Source organism: Streptomyces griseomycini (genome assembly GCF_014203535.1).
GTDB classification, from domain to species: domain Bacteria; phylum Actinomycetota; class Actinomycetes; order Streptomycetales; family Streptomycetaceae; genus Streptomyces; species Streptomyces griseomycini.
The window spans coordinates 298,708-313,824 of sequence record NZ_JACHJI010000008.1; the positions used below are offsets into that span (position 1 = coordinate 298,708).

At 72.2% G+C, this 15,117-nt stretch carries 12 protein-coding genes; 7 read left to right on the forward strand and 5 right to left on the reverse strand.

Annotation, left to right across the window (positions count from 1 at the left end; all coding sequences use genetic code 11):
- Positions 1 to 41: 41 nt before the first annotated feature.
- A complete protein-coding gene (metH, locus tag FHS37_RS23840; protein WP_184824596.1) occupies positions 42 to 3,554 on the reverse strand; it encodes a methionine synthase in 3,513 nt (1,170 codons plus the stop codon).
- A gap of 298 nt (positions 3,555 to 3,852) precedes the next feature.
- On the opposite strand from metH, the gene FHS37_RS23845 reads away from it, so the two are divergent.
- The 7 genes from FHS37_RS23845 to FHS37_RS23875 all read left to right on the forward strand — a co-directional run bounded on the left by FHS37_RS23845 (position 3,853) and on the right by FHS37_RS23875 (position 11,531).
- Positions 3,853 to 4,617: an IclR family transcriptional regulator gene (locus FHS37_RS23845; RefSeq protein WP_184824598.1), complete on the forward strand. Its 765-nt coding sequence runs from the start codon at positions 3,853 to 3,855 to the stop codon at positions 4,615 to 4,617.
- A gap of 348 nt (positions 4,618 to 4,965) precedes the next feature.
- Positions 4,966 to 5,760 (forward strand): MIP/aquaporin family protein, encoded by a 795-nt coding sequence (locus FHS37_RS23850; protein WP_184824600.1) that lies wholly within the window; start codon positions 4,966 to 4,968, stop codon positions 5,758 to 5,760.
- Positions 5,761 to 5,842: 82 nt separating this feature from the next.
- Complete coding sequence (gene glpK, locus FHS37_RS23855; protein WP_184824602.1) at positions 5,843 to 7,381, forward strand: glycerol kinase GlpK; 1,539 nt, start codon at positions 5,843 to 5,845, stop codon at positions 7,379 to 7,381.
- A gap of 9 nt (positions 7,382 to 7,390) precedes the next feature.
- Positions 7,391 to 9,007, forward strand: a complete 1,617-nt coding sequence (locus FHS37_RS23860; RefSeq protein WP_184824604.1) for a glycerol-3-phosphate dehydrogenase/oxidase — start codon at positions 7,391 to 7,393, stop codon at positions 9,005 to 9,007.
- 447 nt (positions 9,008 to 9,454) lie between these two features.
- The gene (locus FHS37_RS23865) at positions 9,455 to 9,631 is read left to right on the forward strand and encodes a hypothetical protein (RefSeq protein ID WP_184824606.1); all 177 of its coding nucleotides are present in this window, start codon (positions 9,455 to 9,457) and stop codon (positions 9,629 to 9,631) included.
- 73 nt (positions 9,632 to 9,704) lie between these two features.
- Positions 9,705 to 10,376, forward strand: a complete 672-nt coding sequence (locus FHS37_RS23870; RefSeq protein WP_184824608.1) for a FadR/GntR family transcriptional regulator — start codon at positions 9,705 to 9,707, stop codon at positions 10,374 to 10,376.
- A gap of 171 nt (positions 10,377 to 10,547) precedes the next feature.
- Complete coding sequence (locus FHS37_RS23875; RefSeq protein WP_184824610.1) at positions 10,548 to 11,531, forward strand: PAC2 family protein; 984 nt, start codon at positions 10,548 to 10,550, stop codon at positions 11,529 to 11,531.
- A gap of 56 nt (positions 11,532 to 11,587) precedes the next feature.
- Here FHS37_RS23875 and mshC read toward each other — a convergent pair whose 3' ends face one another.
- The 4 genes from mshC to FHS37_RS23895 form a co-directional block, all read right to left on the reverse strand.
- Positions 11,588 to 12,817: a cysteine--1-D-myo-inosityl 2-amino-2-deoxy-alpha-D-glucopyranoside ligase gene (gene mshC / locus FHS37_RS23880; protein ID WP_184824612.1), complete on the reverse strand. Its 1,230-nt coding sequence runs from the start codon at positions 12,815 to 12,817 to the stop codon at positions 11,588 to 11,590.
- A gap of 103 nt (positions 12,818 to 12,920) precedes the next feature.
- A complete protein-coding gene (locus FHS37_RS23885; protein ID WP_184824614.1) occupies positions 12,921 to 13,754 on the reverse strand; it encodes an Rv2133c family protein in 834 nt (277 codons plus the stop codon).
- Complete coding sequence (locus FHS37_RS23890; protein ID WP_184824616.1) at positions 13,718 to 14,308, reverse strand: Rv2134c family protein; 591 nt, start codon at positions 14,306 to 14,308, stop codon at positions 13,718 to 13,720. The genes FHS37_RS23885 and FHS37_RS23890 overlap by 37 nt, the downstream gene beginning before the upstream one ends.
- Positions 14,309 to 14,397: 89 nt before the next feature.
- Positions 14,398 to 15,084, reverse strand: coding sequence for a histidine phosphatase family protein (locus FHS37_RS23895; RefSeq protein ID WP_184824618.1), 687 nt, complete (start codon positions 15,082 to 15,084; stop codon positions 14,398 to 14,400).
- Between the last annotated feature and the right edge of the window lie 33 nt (positions 15,085 to 15,117).

Consider the following 15,117-nt stretch of genomic DNA (forward strand, 5'->3'; position numbering starts at 1 on the left):
CGCACGGGCCCCTTCCCCGGGCCCGGCGGGCGTTCAGGGCCTCAGCGGGCGTTGAAGTACTTCGCCTCCGGGTGGTGGATCACGATGGCGTCGGTGGACTGCTCGGGGTGCAGCTGGAACTCCTCGGAGAGCTGCACGCCGATGCGTTCGGGCTCGAGCAGATCGGCGATCTTCGCGCGGTCCTCCAGGTCCGGGCAGGCGCCGTAGCCGAGGGAGAAGCGGGCGCCCCGGTACTTGAGGGCGAACATGTCCTCCATCGCGGCCGGGTCCTCACCGGCGAAACCGAGCTCGGAGCGCACGCGCGCGTGCCAGTACTCGGCGAGGGCCTCGGCCAGCTGGACGGACAGGCCGTGCAGCTCGAGGTAGTCGCGGTAGGCGTTGGCCTCGAACATCCGCGCGGTCTCCTCGCCGATGCGGGAGCCGACGGTGACCACCTGGAGGCCGACGACGTCCCTCTCGCCGGACTCCTCCGGGCGGAAGAAGTCCGCCAGGCACAGCCGCCGGCCGCGGCGCTGGCGGGGGAAGGTGAAGCGGGTGCGCTCGTTGCCGGCCTCGTCGAGGATGATGAGGTCGTCGTCCTTGGACACGCACGGGAAGTAGCCGTAGACGACGGCCGCCTCCAGCAGGTTCTCCGTCTGGAGCCGGTCCAGCAGGCCGCGCAGCCGGGGCCGGCCCTCGGTCTCGACGAGTTCCTCGTAGGTCGGCCCCTCGCCGGTGCGGGCCTGCTTCAGGCCCCACTGGCCCTTGAACAGCGCGCCCTCGTCGAGCCAGCTCGCGTACTCCTTGAGCTGGATGCCCTTGATCACGCGGGTGCCCCAGAACGGCGGGGTGGGGACCGGGTTGTCGGTGGCGACGTCCGAGCGCACGTGTCCGGTCTCGGGGCGCTCCTCGATCTCCACGGTGGCGGCGCGGACCCGCCGCTGCCTCAGCTCGGGCAGCTTCGCGCCGGGCACCCCGCGCTTGACGCCGATGAGGGCGTCCATCAGGCGCAGGCCCTCGAAGGCGTCGCGGGCGTAGCGGACCTCGCCCTGGTAGATCCCGTGCAGGTCCTGCTCGACGTAGGCGCGGGTCAGCGCCGCTCCGCCGAGGATGACCGGGTAGTCGGCGGCCAGCCCGCGCTGGTTGAGCTCCTCCAGGTTCTCCTTCATGATCACCGTGGACTTCACCAGCAGCCCGGACATGCCGATCACGTCCGCCTTGTGCTCGGCGGCGGCGTCCAGGATCGCCGAGACCGGCTGCTTGATGCCCAGGTTGACCACGTTGTAGCCGTTGTTCGACAGGATGATGTCGACGAGGTTCTTGCCGATGTCGTGCACGTCGCCGCGCACGGTGGCCAGCACGATGGTGCCCTTGCCCGCCTCGTCGGTCTTCTCCATGTGCGGCTCGAGGTGGGCCACGGCGGCCTTCATCACCTCGGCGGACTGCAGCACGAACGGCAGCTGCATCTGCCCGGAGCCGAACAGCTCGCCGACCACCTTCATGCCGTCGAGCAGGGTGTCGTTGACGATCGCCAGCGCGGGACGGGTCCGCAGGGCCTCGTCCAGGTCGGCCTCCAGGCCGTTGCGCTCGCCGTCGATGATGCGGCGCTTCAGGCGCTCCTCCAGCGGCAGCGCGGCCAGTTCCTCGGCCTTGCCGGCCTTCAGCGACTTGGCGGTCGCCCCCTCGAACAGCTGCATCAGCTTCTGCAGCGGGTCGTAGCCCTCGCGTCGGCGGTCGTAGATCAGGTCGAGGGCCGTGGTGACCTCTTCCTCGCTGAACCGGGCGATCGGCAGGATCTTCGACGCGTGCACGATCGCCGAGTCCAGGCCCGCCTTGACGCACTCGTCCAGGAAGACGGAGTTCAGCAGGATCCGCGCGGCCGGGTTGAGGCCGAAGGAGATGTTCGACAGGCCGAGGGTGGTCTGCACGCGCGGGTGGCGCCGCTTGAGCTCGCGGATGCCCTCGACGGTGGCCAGGCCGTCCTTGCGGGACTCCTCCTGGCCGGTGCAGATGGTGAAGGTCAGACAGTCGACGAGGATGTCCTCCTCGCGGATGCCCCAGTTGCCGGTCAGGTCGTCGATCAGCCGTTCGGCGATCTCGACCTTCTTCTCGGCGGTGCGGGCCTGGCCCTCCTCGTCGATGGTGAGCGCGATCAGCGCGGCACCGTGCTCCTGGGCCAGCCGGGTGACGCGGGCGAACCGGGAGTCGGGCCCGTCGCCGTCCTCGTAGTTCACCGAGTTGATCACCGCGCGGCCGCCCAGCTTCTCCAGCCCGGCCCGGATCACCTCGACCTCGGTGGAGTCCAGCACGATCGGCAGCGTGGAGGCGGTCGCGAACCGTCCGGCCAGTTCCTCCATGTCGGCGACGCCGTCGCGGCCGACGTAGTCCACGCACAGGTCCAGCATGTGCGCGCCCTCGCGGATCTGCTCCCGGGCCATCTCCACGCAGTCGTCCCAGCGGCCCTCCAGCATGGCCTCGCGGAACTTCTTCGACCCGTTCGCGTTCGTCCGCTCGCCGATCGCCAGGTACGACGTGTCCTGCCGGAACGGCACGCTCTGGTAGAGGGAGGCGGCGCCCGGCTCGGGCCGGGGGTCGCGCTCGGGCGGGGTCACACCGCGCACCCGCTCCACGAGCCGGCGCAGGTGCTCCGGGGTGGTGCCGCAGCAGCCGCCGACCAGGCTCAGGCCGTAGTCCCGGACGAAGGTCTCCTGGGCGTCGGCCAGCTCCGGGGGCGTCAGCGGGTAGTGCGCGCCCTCGGCCGTCAGGACCGGCAGCCCCGCGTTCGGCATGCACGACAGCGGCACGCGCGCGTGCCGGGCCAGGTAGCGCAGGTGCTCGCTCATCTCGGCCGGGCCGGTCGCGCAGTTCAGGCCGATCATGTCGATGCCCAGCGGTTCCAGCGCCGTCAGCGCCGCACCGATCTCCGAACCCAGCAGCATCGTCCCGGTCGTCTCGACCGTCACCGAGACGATCAGGGGCACGTCGTAGCCGGCGACCTCCATGGCCCGGCGGGCGGCGATGACCGAGGCCTTGGTCTGCAGCAGGTCCTGGGTGGTCTCCACGAGCAGCGCGTCGGCGCCGCCGGCCAGCAGGCCCTCCGCGTTCTGCTGGTAGGCGTCACGGATCGCGGTGAAGGTGGTGTGGCCGAGGGTGGGCAGCTTGGTGCCGGGGCCCATGGAGCCGAGGACCCACCGCTGACGGCCGTCGCGGGCGCCGAACTCGTCGGCGGTCTCGCGGGCGATGCGCGCGCCGGCCTCGGAGAGCTCCGCGACGCGCTCCGCGATGTCGTACTCGCCGAGGGCGGTGAGGTTGGCGCCGAAGGTGTTGGTCTCCACGCAGTCGACACCGGCGTCGAAGTACGCGGAGTGGACCGAACGGACGATGTCCGGGCGGGTCAGGTTCAGGATCTCGTTGCAGCCTTCGAGGTTCTCGAAGTCCTCGAGCGTGGGGTCCTGGGCCTGGAGCATGGTGCCCATCGCCCCGTCGGCGACCACCACACGGGTGGCGAACGCCTCACGGAGGGCGGACGCACGGGTCCGGCTGTCGGCGGAAGGGGTCAGCGGCAACGAGGCCATGAAAGGGGCTCCCTCAGGTGCGACGGCTGTCGGCTTTGCGGCTGCCCGGAAAAACCGGTCGTCGGACTTTCCCGGCAGGACGCACGCCGTCAGGGTATCCGGGACCGCGTCCTGATGTTCAGGGCGTCCACGGGCCGGACGATGATGGCCGGCGGCCGGCGTGCGGAGCACGGACGGCGCAACGGATCACGGCCGACCATTAGCGAGAGGTCGGCATGGACCGGTAGTGTTCGACATTGCCGAACGGCGGCAGCGGCGTCGCGGGTCGACGGTCGAACGGGACGGAGGCAGTACGGCGATGGCACGGAACATCCAGTCGCTCGAACGGGCGGCGGCGATGCTGCGGTTGCTCGCGGGTGGCGAGCGACGGCTCGGCCTGTCGGACATCGCCTCGTCGCTGGGCCTCGCCAAGGGCACCGCCCACGGCATACTGCGCACCCTCCAGCAGGAGGGGTTCGTCGAGCAGGACGACACCTCCGGGCGCTACCAGCTGGGCGCCGAGCTGCTGCGCCTGGGGACCACCTATCTCGACGTGCACGAACTGCGGGCGCGCGCCCTGGTGTGGACGGACGACCTGGCCCGCTCCAGCGGCGAGAGCGTCTACCTGGGCGTGCTGCACCAGCAGGGCGTGCTGATCGTGCACCACGTCTTCCGGCCCGACGACAGCCGGCAGGTCCTGGAGATAGGGGCCATGCAGCCACTGCACTCCACCGCCCTGGGCAAGGTGCTGTCGGCCTACGACCCGGTGGCGCACAGCGAGGCCCTGGAGGCCGACCGCAAGGCGTTCACCGACCGCACGGTGTGCGAGCTGGACGCCTTTGAGCACATCCTCGACCTCACGCGCGCGCGTGGTTACGCGGCGGACGTCGAGGAGACCTGGGAGGGCGTGGCGTCCGTGGCGGCGCCCATCCACGACCGGCGGCGCATGCCGGTGGGCGCGGTGGGCGTCACGGGCGCGGTGGAGCGGCTGCGCCGGGACGGCGAGCTGCGCCCCGAGCTGATCGCGGCGGTACGGGACTGCGCCCGCGCGGTGTCGCGGGACCTGGGCGCCGGGCGGTTCTGAGCACCGCGAGGGGCCTGTCGCACGCATGGGGACCGGGATGCCGCGGAGCATCCCGGTCGCAGCCGTACCCTGGTGCAGGCATATCGGGCCAACCATGACAGAACACCCCCCGGAGATCGGCGATTCGCGGCGATCAATAACGATCGCGCTTTCGAGAACCAAACTCTTGACGGGTGCGTGACGCCGGGCAAGACTCCCGTCCATCGGTCGGCATTGTCGAACACCTACCGGCAATACGCGCTAGAGTGTGACAACGCCAAGGGCCGGCATCGCTCTCACCCCTGAGGGCGCCAATCCCCGGTGGGACCCGGGGGTCGGCTCCCTGGACGAAGGACAAAGGAGTCGCGGGTGTCCAGCTCCGACATCTTCATCGGCGAGACCATCGGTACCGCCATACTCATCCTGCTCGGCGGCGGTGTGTGTGCCGCCGTGACGCTGAAGGCCTCCAAGGCCCGTAACGCCGGCTGGCTCGCCATCGCCTTCGGGTGGGGCTTCGCCGTCATGACCGCGGTGTACATCGCCGGTCCGCTCTCCGGCGCCCACCTCAACCCGGCCGTGACCGTGGCGCTCGCCATCAAGGACGGCGAGTGGAGCAACGTTCCGACCTACTTCGCCGGAGAGTTCCTCGGCGCGATGATCGGCGCGACCCTGGTCTGGATCGCCTACTACGGCCAGTTCCAGGCGCACCTGACCGACAAGGAGATCGTCGGCGGTCCGGGCGCGCAGGCCACCGCCGCCAAGGCGGTCGAGGCCCAGGAGAAGGGCGCCGGCCCCGTCCTCGGCGTCTTCTCCACCGGTCCGGAGATCCGGAACACGGTGCAGAACCTCGCGACGGAGGTCATCGGCACCGTCGTCCTGCTGCTCGCCGTGCTCACCCAGGGCCTGAACGACGCGGGCAACGGCCTCGGTGTGCTGGGCGGTCTGATCACGGCACTCGTGGTCGTCTCCATCGGTCTGTCGCTCGGCGGCCCGACCGGTTACGCGATCAACCCGGCCCGCGACCTCGGTCCGCGCATCGTGCACGCCCTGCTGCCCCTGCCCAACAAGGGCGGCTCCGACTGGGCCTACGCCTGGATCCCGGTGGTCGGCCCGCTGATCGGCGGCGCCCTCGCGGCCGGCATCTACAACGTCGCCTTCGCCTAGGCGACCGGTCCGCCGCGCCCCCGAATCCCGCAGAAGCGCCGTACGCACAGCCCCTCCACCAAGGAACTCCCAGGAGCACACAGTGACCGACGCCCACACCGCCGGCCCGTTCATCGCAGCCATCGACCAGGGCACCACCTCGTCCCGCTGCATCGTCTTCGACCGCGACGGGCGCATCGTCTCCGTCGACCAGAAGGAGCACGAGCAGATCTTCCCCAAGCCGGGCTGGGTCGAGCACGACGCCACCGAGATCTGGACCAACGTCCAGGAGGTCGTCGCCGGAGCCATCGAGAAGGCCGGCATCACCCGCGACGACATCAAGGCCATCGGCATCACCAACCAGCGCGAGACCACCGTGCTGTGGGACAGGAACACCGGCGAGCCCGTCCACAACGCCATCGTCTGGCAGGACACCCGCACCGACGCCCTGTGCCGCGAGCTCGGCCGCAACGTCGGCCAGGACCGCTTCCGCCGCGAGACCGGCCTCCCCCTCGCCTCCTACTTCGCCGGCCCCAAGGCCCGCTGGCTGCTCGACAACGTCGAGGGGCTCCAGGAGCGCGCCGAGGCGGGCGACATCCTCTTCGGCACCATGGACACCTGGGTCATCTGGAACCTGACCGGTGGCGTCGACGGCGGCCACCACGTCACCGACGTGACCAACGCGTCCCGCACCCTGCTGATGAACCTGCACACCATGCAGTGGGACGAGAGGATCGCCGAGTCCATCGGCGTCCCGCTGGCGATGCTCCCCGAGATCCGCTCCTCCGCCGAGGTCTACGGCGAGATCAAGGGCGGCAAGCTGGGCGACCTGCTCGGCGGCATCCCGGTCGCCTCCGCGCTCGGCGACCAGCAGGCGGCCCTGTTCGGCCAGACCTGCTTCTCCGAGGGCGAGACCAAGTCGACGTACGGCACCGGCACCTTCATGGTGATGAACACCGGTGACAAGATCATCAACTCCTACAGCGGTCTGCTGACCACCGTCGGCTACCGGATCGGCGGCCAGAAGCCGGTCTACGCCCTGGAGGGCTCGATCGCCGTCACCGGCTCGCTGGTGCAGTGGATGCGCGACCAGATGGGCCTGATCTCCACCGCCGCCGAGATCGAGACGCTCGCGCTCTCGGTCGAGGACAACGGCGGCGCCTACTTCGTGCCGGCCTTCTCCGGCCTGTTCGCCCCGTACTGGCGCTCCGACGCCCGCGGTGTGATCGCCGGCCTCACCCGGTACGTCACCAAGGCGCACCTCGCGCGCGCCGTCCTGGAGGCCACCGCCTGGCAGACGCGGGAGATCGCGGACGCCATGACGAAGGACTCCGGTGTGGAGCTGACCGCCCTCAAGGTCGACGGCGGCATGACCTCCAACAACCTGCTGATGCAGACGCTCTCGGACTTCCTGGACGCCCCCGTGGTGCGCCCGATGGTCGCCGAGACCACCTGCCTCGGCGCCGCCTACGCCGCCGGCCTCGCCGTCGGCTTCTGGAACAGCACCGACGACCTGCGCGCCAACTGGCGGCGGGCCGCCGAGTGGACCCCCCGCATGGACGCGGAGACCCGCGACCGTGAGTACAAGAACTGGCTCAAGGCCGTCGAGCGGACCATGGGCTGGCTCGAGGACGAGGAGTAAGAAACCGCCATGACCACCCAGTCCACCCTGCAGTCCGTGCCTGCCCTGGGGACGCACCCGGCGTCCGGCTCGAACCCGAGCCGCGCCGAGACCCGGGAGCAGCTCTCCAAGGCGTCGTACGACCTTCTCGTGATCGGCGGCGGCATCCTGGGCATCTCCACCGCCTGGCACGCCGCGCAGTCCGGCCTCAGGGTGGCCCTGGTGGACGCCGGCGACTTCGCCGGCGCCACCTCCTCCGCCTCCTCCAAGCTGCTCCACGGCGGTCTGCGCTACCTGCAGACCGGCGCGGTGAAGCTGGTGGCGGAGAACCACTTCGAGCGCCGTGCGGTCTCCCGCCAGGTGGCCCCCCACCTGGCGAACCCGCTCACGTTCTACCTCCCCGTGTACAAGGGCGGGCCGCACGGCGCGGCGAAGCTCGGGGCCGGTGTCTTCGCGTACTCGATGCTGTCGGCCTTCGGCGACGGCGTCGGGCACCTGCTGTCCCCCGCCAAGGCGCAGGCGGACGTGCCGGAGCTGCGCACCGAGAACCTCAAGGCCGTGGCCGTGTACGGCGACGACCAGATGAACGACGCGCGCATGGCGCTGATGACGGTCCGCGCGGCCGTCGACGCGGGCGCCGTCGTCCTCAACCACGCCGAGGTGACGGGGCTGCGCTTCACCAACGGCCGGGTCACCGGCGCCGAGCTGCGCGACCGCCTCTCGGGCGACGAGTTCGGCGTGAACGCCCGGCTCGTGCTGAACGCGACCGGCCCGTGGGTCGACCACCTGCGCCGCATGGAGGACCCGAACGCCGCGCCGTCCATCCGCCTGTCGAAGGGCGCGCACCTGGTCCTGAAGCGGACCTCCCCGTGGAAGGCCGCGCTGGCCACCCCGATCGACAAGTACCGGATCACCTTCGCCCTCCCCTGGGAGGACATGCTGCTGCTCGGCACGACCGACGAGGTGTTCGAGGGCGACCCGGCGGACGTCGCGGTCGACGACAAGGACATATCCCAGATCCTCGACGAGGCCGCGTTCTCCATCCGCGACCAGCAGCTCGACCGTGACCTGATCACCTACGCGTTCGCCGGCCTGCGGGTGCTGCCGGGCGGTCCCGGGGACACGGCGAAGGCCAAGCGGGAGACGGTGGTCACCGAGGGCCGGGGCGGGATGCTGTCCGTCGCGGGCGGCAAGTGGACCACGTTCCGCCACATCGGCCGTACGGTGATGCGGAAGCTCCAGGAGCTGCCGGGTCACCCGCTGGGCGACGGCTTCGAGCCGGTCTCCGCGCTGCCGAAGAAGCTGCCGCTGCCGGGTGTCGCCAACCCGCGCGCGGTCGCCCACCGGCTGCTGGTCGACGGCCCCGCGCCCGGCCCGCGCATGGCCGCGGACACCGCCAGGCACCTGGCCACCCACTACGGTTCGCTGGCCTTCGACATCGCCCGCCTGGCGAACGAGGACCCGGCGCTGGGCCGGCGCGTCCACCCGGACGCCCCGGAGATCTGGGCGCAGGTCGTGTGGGCCCGCGACCACGAGTGGGCCGAGACGGTGGACGACGTGCTGCGCCGCCGCACCACCCTGACGATCCGCGGCCTGGCCACGGACGAGGTCCGCGCGAACGTCCAGGAGCTGCTCGACAAGAAGTAGGCCGGCACTCGCCCGACGGGATGCGGCCGAGAGGCCCCGGCTCCCCCGCACGGGGGCCGGTACGGGGAGGGGGGGGCGGCTCCGCGCCGACGGAGCCGCCCCCTCCCCTGCCCGGGACCGGCCCGGGGCCTCGGGGCGTGCCGCCGCGGGAGACCTCCGCGTCCGCGCCGCGACCGCCGCCGACCGTGCGGCGGTCACCGGTCCGCCCGTCTCCTCCCGGGGAGGCACGACCGTCGTGGGCCACGGGACCGGGTACGACGCGGCACGGCCGCCGGCGCCGGTCGCCGAGCGGGAGGGCGTCCCGGCCGGGCTGCTCACGCACGCGGTCGCCGACGGCGCCCTGGAGGTCGTCACGGTGGACGCGGTGGTGCGGCACGCCGGGGCGGGCGGCGCGCTGCCCCGCGCGGTCGTCGAGGTCGCCCGCGGAGGGCGCGCCGGGTGCGGCTGGTGGCCACCGACGGCAGCCCGGACGCGCTGCGCTTCCACCAGCGCCGCGGCCTGCGCATCGTCGGTGTCGCCCCGGGCGCGGTCGACGCGGCGCGCCGGCTCGAGCCGTCCGTCCCGGGGACGGGCGACCACGGCGTCCCCCCGCACGCCGGGCCCACCCCGGAGCCGGTGCCGTGAGCGGGACCGGCCGGTCCGCCGGGTCCGCATAATGGCGGGCACACCGGAGGTCTGATCCGCAGGGAGGCCGGACATGGCAGTCACCGACGAGGCGATCGAGAAGATCAAGGGAATGATCGTCTCCGGCGCTCTGCGCCCCGGTGACCGACTGCCCAGGGAGGGCGAACTCGCCGCCGGACTGGGGCTGTCCCGCAACTCCCTGCGCGAGGCGGTGCGTGCGCTGTCGCTCATCCGCATCCTGGACGTGCGGCAGGGCGACGGCACGTACGTCACCAGCCTCGATCCGCAACTCCTGCTGGAGGCGCTGAGTTTCGTCGTCGACTTCCACCGCGACGACACGGTCCTGGAGTTCCTCGCCGTGCGCCGCATCCTGGAACCGGCCGCGACGGCCCTCGCGGCCACCCGGCTCGGCGAGGAGCAACTGGACGCGCTCGCGAAGAAGTTGGACGAGCTCGGCGACGAGCCGTCCGTGGAGGACCTGGTCGCCGCCGACCTGGACTTCCACCGGACCGTCGTGCGCGGCGCCGGCAACTCCGTGCTGTGCTCCCTGCTCGACGGTCTGTCCGGGCCCACGACGCGGGCCCGCGTCTGGCGCGGCCTCACCCAGGAGGACGCGGTCGGCCGCACCCTGCGCGAGCACCGGGCGATCCTCGCCGCCCTGCGGGACCGGGACGCCGAGGCGGCGCGGTCCTGGGCGACGGTGCACATCGCGAGCGTGGAGCAGTGGCTGCGCTCCACGCTGTGAGCCCTGCCGCGCACCCGCCGCGCGTCTTCGGCGCCCGGATCTGCGGGGGTGTTTCCCGGTGCCCGGCGGGGCAGTGATGGGGCACTCCCCCTGTGAGGGGGTTGCGGGCGTCCCCCCGGGCACGCCGTAAGGTTGGGACGTACGCGAGGGCACGTCGGAAGGAGGCGCTGGGTGATCGAGCTCGAGGGGGTTCCCGAGCTGATCGACCCGGTCATGGTGGCCGCGTTCGAGGGCTGGAACGATGCCGGCGACGCCGCTTCCACCGCGGTCGCGCATCTGGACAGGGAGTGGAAGGGCGAGGTGTTCGCGGCGCTGGACGCCGAGGACTACTACGACTTCCAGGTGAACCGCCCCACGGTGTTCATGGACGGCGGGGTGCGCAGGATCACCTGGCCGACGACGCGGTTGTCGGTGGTCCGGGTCGGCGGCGAGAAGCCGCGCGACCTGGTGCTGGTGCGCGGCATCGAACCGTCCATGCGGTGGCGCTCGTTCTGCAACGAACTCCTCGGCTTCGCGCACGAACTCGGCGTGGAACTGGTGGTCATCCTGGGCGCCCTGCTCGGTGACACCCCGCACACCCGTCCGGTCCCGATCAGCGGGACCACGTCCGACCCGGACCTGGCCCGCCGCATGGACCTGGAGGAGACCAAGTACGAGGGCCCCACGGGCATCGTCGGCATCCTCCAGGAGGCGTGCACGCACGCCGGCGTCCCGGCGGTGTCGCTGTGGGCGGCGGTCCCGCACTACGTGTCGCAGCCACCCAACCCGAAGGCGACCCTGGCCCTCCTCAACCGCCTCGAGGACCTGATCGACGTGCGGATCCCGCTGGGCGAGCTGCCCGAGGACGCGCGCGCCTGGCAGGTGGGCGTGGACCAGCTGGCCGCGGAGGACAGCGAGGTCGCCGAGTACGTCCAGACGCTGGAGGAGGCCCGGGACACCGCCGAGCTGCCGGAGGCGTCGGGCGAGGCGATCGCCCGCGAGTTCGAGCGCTACCTGCGGCGCCGTGACGGGGCGTCGGGTCCGTCCGGCGGACACGCCACGGCCGACGGCTCGGACAGCGCGTACCGGCGGGACGCCCCGGGCGGACGCACCCGCCCGCCGAAGCCGCCGAAGCCGGAGGCGGACTCGGACGGCGAGGAGTCGTCGGAGGACTGAGCGAAGGGGCGCCCCGTTCCGGGAACGGGGCGCCCCTTCTTCCTCTCGCGTCCGCCCTACAGCGCGACGCCGAGCAGCGCGTCCACCGCGCGGGAGACCACGCCGGGCGCGCCCGTGTCCGTACCGCCGCTCCGCTCCTGGAGCGCGACCCAGCGGTCGACGGCGGCCAGCGCGGCCGGGGCGTCCAGGTCGTCGGCGAGCGCCTCGCGGATCTCCTCGACCAGGGCCTCGGCGGGCGGGCCGTCGGGCCGGGAGACGGCGGCGCGCCAGCGGCCGAGGCGGGTCACGGCGTCCTGGAGGACCTGGTCGGTCCACTCCCAGTCGGCGCGGTAGTGGTGGGCGAGCAGCGCCAGCCGGATCGCCGCCGGGTCCACGCCCTCGCGCCGCAGCGCGGACACGAAGACCAGGTTGCCCTTGGACTTGGACATCTTCTCGCCGTGCAGGGCGACCATGCCGGCGTGGACGTACGCCTTGGCCATGGGGAACTCGCCGGTGAGCACCTGGGCGTGGGAGGCGCCCATCTCGTGGTGCGGGAAGACCAGGTCGGAGCCGCCGCCCTGGACGTCGAAGCCCATGCCGAGGTGGTCGAGGGCGATGGCCACGCACTCGATGTGCCAGCCGGGGCGGCCCCGGCCGAGCGAGCCGCCGTCCCAGCTCGGCTCGCCCTCGCGGGCGGCCATCCAGAGCATCGGGTCGACGGGGTTCTTCTTGCCCGGACGGTCCGGGTCCCCGCCGCGCTCGGCGGACAGCAGCCGCATGGCGGCGGCGTCGAGGTGCGAGACCTGGCCGAAGTGCGGGTCGGACTCGACGGAGAAGTAGATGTCGCCCTCGAGCTCGTAGGCCGCGCCGAGGTCGCGCAGCCGCTCGACGAGCGGGACGATGCCGGGTATGGCCTCCACGGCGCCTATGTAGTGCCGCGGCGGCAGCATCCGCAGGGCGGTCATGTCCTCGCGGAAGAGCGCGGTCTCCTTCTCCGCCAGGGCGGCCCAGTCGAGGCCGTCCCGGGCGGCCCGCTCCAGCAGCGGGTCGTCGACGTCGGTGACGTTCTGGACGTAGTGCACCTGCCGCTTGGTGTCGAGCCACACGCGCTGCACGAGGTCGAACGCGTTGTACGTCGCCGCGTGCCCCATGTGGGTGGCGTCGTACGGGGTGATGCCGCAGACGTAGATGCGGGCGACGGGACCGGGGTCGAGGGTGATCGGACCCCCGGTCGCGGTGTCGTGGATCCTCAGGTCGCGGCCCTGACCGGGCAGGGCGGGGACTTCGGAAGCGGGCCAGGCATACATGCCTTGAGCCTAACCGGACCGCAGTTCCGAATACGAACGGGAGCAGGCCGGATGACCGGGAAGGCGCTCTTGCGCACCGCCGCCCGACGTGCTTCGGGTCCGCTCAGACCGGGGGCCAGGGGATCGCCGGCCACTGTCCGCCGGGCTCCGGGTGGGTGCCGGTGGCGATCAGCGACTCGACACGCGTGCGCGTGGCGTCGATCTCCGCGGGGGTGATCAGGGGACCCAGCCGGGCGGCGAGCGCGCCGCCGTCCGTGAGGGCCTTCCTGAGGCCCTTGAGGACGTCGAGCGCCTCCTCGGTCAGCGGCTCCCCCGCCCAGCCCCACAGCAGGGTGCGCAGCTTGTCCTCGACGTTGAAGGTGACCCCGTGGTCGATGCCGTACAGCCGGTTCCCCGCGGTGGGCAGCAGGTGCCCGCCCTTGCGGTCGGCGTTGTTGATCACCGCGTCGAGCACGGCCAGCCGGCGCAGCCGTTCGTCGTCGGCGTGCACGAGCAGCGCGGTGCGGCCCTCGCCGACCTCCGCGAAGCCGATCGCCTTCCAGCCCGGCTCCGGCTCCTCGCCGTCCACCAGGGCGAGCAGTTCCGCCCCCGGCGCCGTCTCGATCCACAGCTGGCACATGCCCTCGCCGTACGGGCCGTCCCGCAGCACGGTGGGCGGCACGAGCCCCCAGCCGGTCGCCTCGGAGACCTCGTACGCGGCGACCTCGCGTCCGGCGAGCGTGCCGTCGGGGAAGTCCCACAGGGGCCGCTCCCCGGCGACCGGCTTGTAGACGCAGGCGGCCTCGCGGCCCTCGTGCGTGACGGTGCAGTACAGCGCCGCGTTCGACGCCTCACGGATGCGTCCGCGCACGGTCAGCTCGCCCTCGGCGAGCAGGACGGCGGCGGCCGGGTCGGCGGCCGTCACGCTCCGCGGCGGTATCCGTTCTGGCGCGGACATACGTGTCCTTCCGGGTCGAGCGGGAGGCTGCACAGCGGGCACGGCGGCCGCCCGGCGTTGACGACGTCGAGGGCGCGCTTGGCGAAGGCCCGGGCCTGCGCGCCGGTGAGCCGGACCCGGAGCATCGGGGGCCCGTTCTCCTCGTCCTGGAGCAGCCGTTCCTCGGCCTCGGCGAGGTCCTCCTCGGACTCGGCGTCCAGTTCGACGAGGGCCTGGGCCTCGACGATCATGCGCTGCTCCTCGCCGTCCCAGGCGAGCGCCATGGTGCCGACGCGGAACTCCTCCTCCACGGGGGTGTCCAGCGGGGCGGTGTCGGTGATCTCGGTCGGAGCCATGGCGGGGACCGCGGCGCTGCCGCCGCTGCGGCGCACGACCTCGTCGAGCAGTTCATCCATGCGCTCGGCGAGCGCCGCGACCTGGGTCTTCTCCAGGGCCACGCTGGTCACCCGGGAGCCGGCGGAGGCCTGGAGGAAGAACGTACGGCGCCCTGGCAGTCCGACCGTACCGGCCACGAAACGTTCCGGTTGGTCGTAGAGGAACACCTGACGGGACACGTCCTGTCTCCATTGAGAGTCGTGGGAACGGGCGGCTGTTCAAACGCGGGCGCACTACTGCGACCGCTTCACCCTACTGCGGCCGACGATCACGGTGCGCCCGCGTCGCCCCCGACCGTGGCTTCGCCGGCGGGCGGTTCCTCGCGCGGCGCCAGGGACGCGAGGTCGCCGGTGTCGCCGAGGCGGACGAGAAAGGGGCGCAACCGCGTGTAACGGATCGCGGTGATGGAACACGGTTCGACGGAGATCCGCTGGAAGAGGTCGAGATGAAGTCCGAGTGCGTCCGCGACGAGAGACTTGATGATGTCACCGTGCGAACACATCAGATACACGGCGTCGGCACCGTGATCGCGCTCCACGCGCGCGTTCCACTCGCGCACCGCCTCGGCGGCGCGCGTCTGCATCGCACGCATGGACTCCCCGCCGGGGAACGCCGCCGCCGACGGGTGGGCCTGCACCACCTCCATCAGGGGCTCGTCGCTGAGCTCGGCGAGCTTGCGGCCCGACCAGTCGCCGTAGTGGCACTCGCCGATGCGGTCGTCGGTGTGGGGGGTGAGGTGGGGCCGGGCGTCCAGCAGCGGCCGGAGGGTCTCCCGGCAGCGCTGGAGCGGGCTGGTGACGATCTCGGCCAGCGGCAGCTCGGCGAGCCGTCCGGGCAGCGCGGCGGCCTGCGCGGCCCCGCGGTCGTCGAGGGCGACGCCGGGCGTCCAGCCGGCGAGCAGTCCCTCGGTGTTGGCGGTGGAACGTCCGTGCCGGACCAGGAGCAACGTGGGCATGCGGCCCAGGGTAGGCGCACGCGCGCGTGCGGT

What these genes read in the sequence shown, in the direction of transcription:
- metH (WP_184824596.1), bottom strand. Translation starts at nt 3,554, where the DNA reads ATGGCCTCGTTGCCGCTGACCCCTTCCGCCGACAGCCGGACCCGTGCG.
- FHS37_RS23885 (WP_184824614.1), bottom strand. Translation starts at nt 13,754, where the DNA reads ATGTCCGCGCCAGAACGGATACCGCCGCGGAGCGTGACGGCCGCCGAC.
- FHS37_RS23860 (WP_184824604.1), top strand. Translation starts at nt 7,391, where the DNA reads ATGACCACCCAGTCCACCCTGCAGTCCGTGCCTGCCCTGGGGACGCAC.
- FHS37_RS23870 (WP_184824608.1), top strand. Translation starts at nt 9,705, where the DNA reads ATGGCAGTCACCGACGAGGCGATCGAGAAGATCAAGGGAATGATCGTC.
- FHS37_RS23895 (WP_184824618.1), bottom strand. Translation starts at nt 15,084, where the DNA reads ATGCCCACGTTGCTCCTGGTCCGGCACGGACGTTCCACCGCCAACACC.
- mshC (WP_184824612.1), bottom strand. Translation starts at nt 12,817, where the DNA reads ATGTATGCCTGGCCCGCTTCCGAAGTCCCCGCCCTGCCCGGTCAGGGC.
- FHS37_RS23845 (WP_184824598.1), top strand. Translation starts at nt 3,853, where the DNA reads ATGGCACGGAACATCCAGTCGCTCGAACGGGCGGCGGCGATGCTGCGG.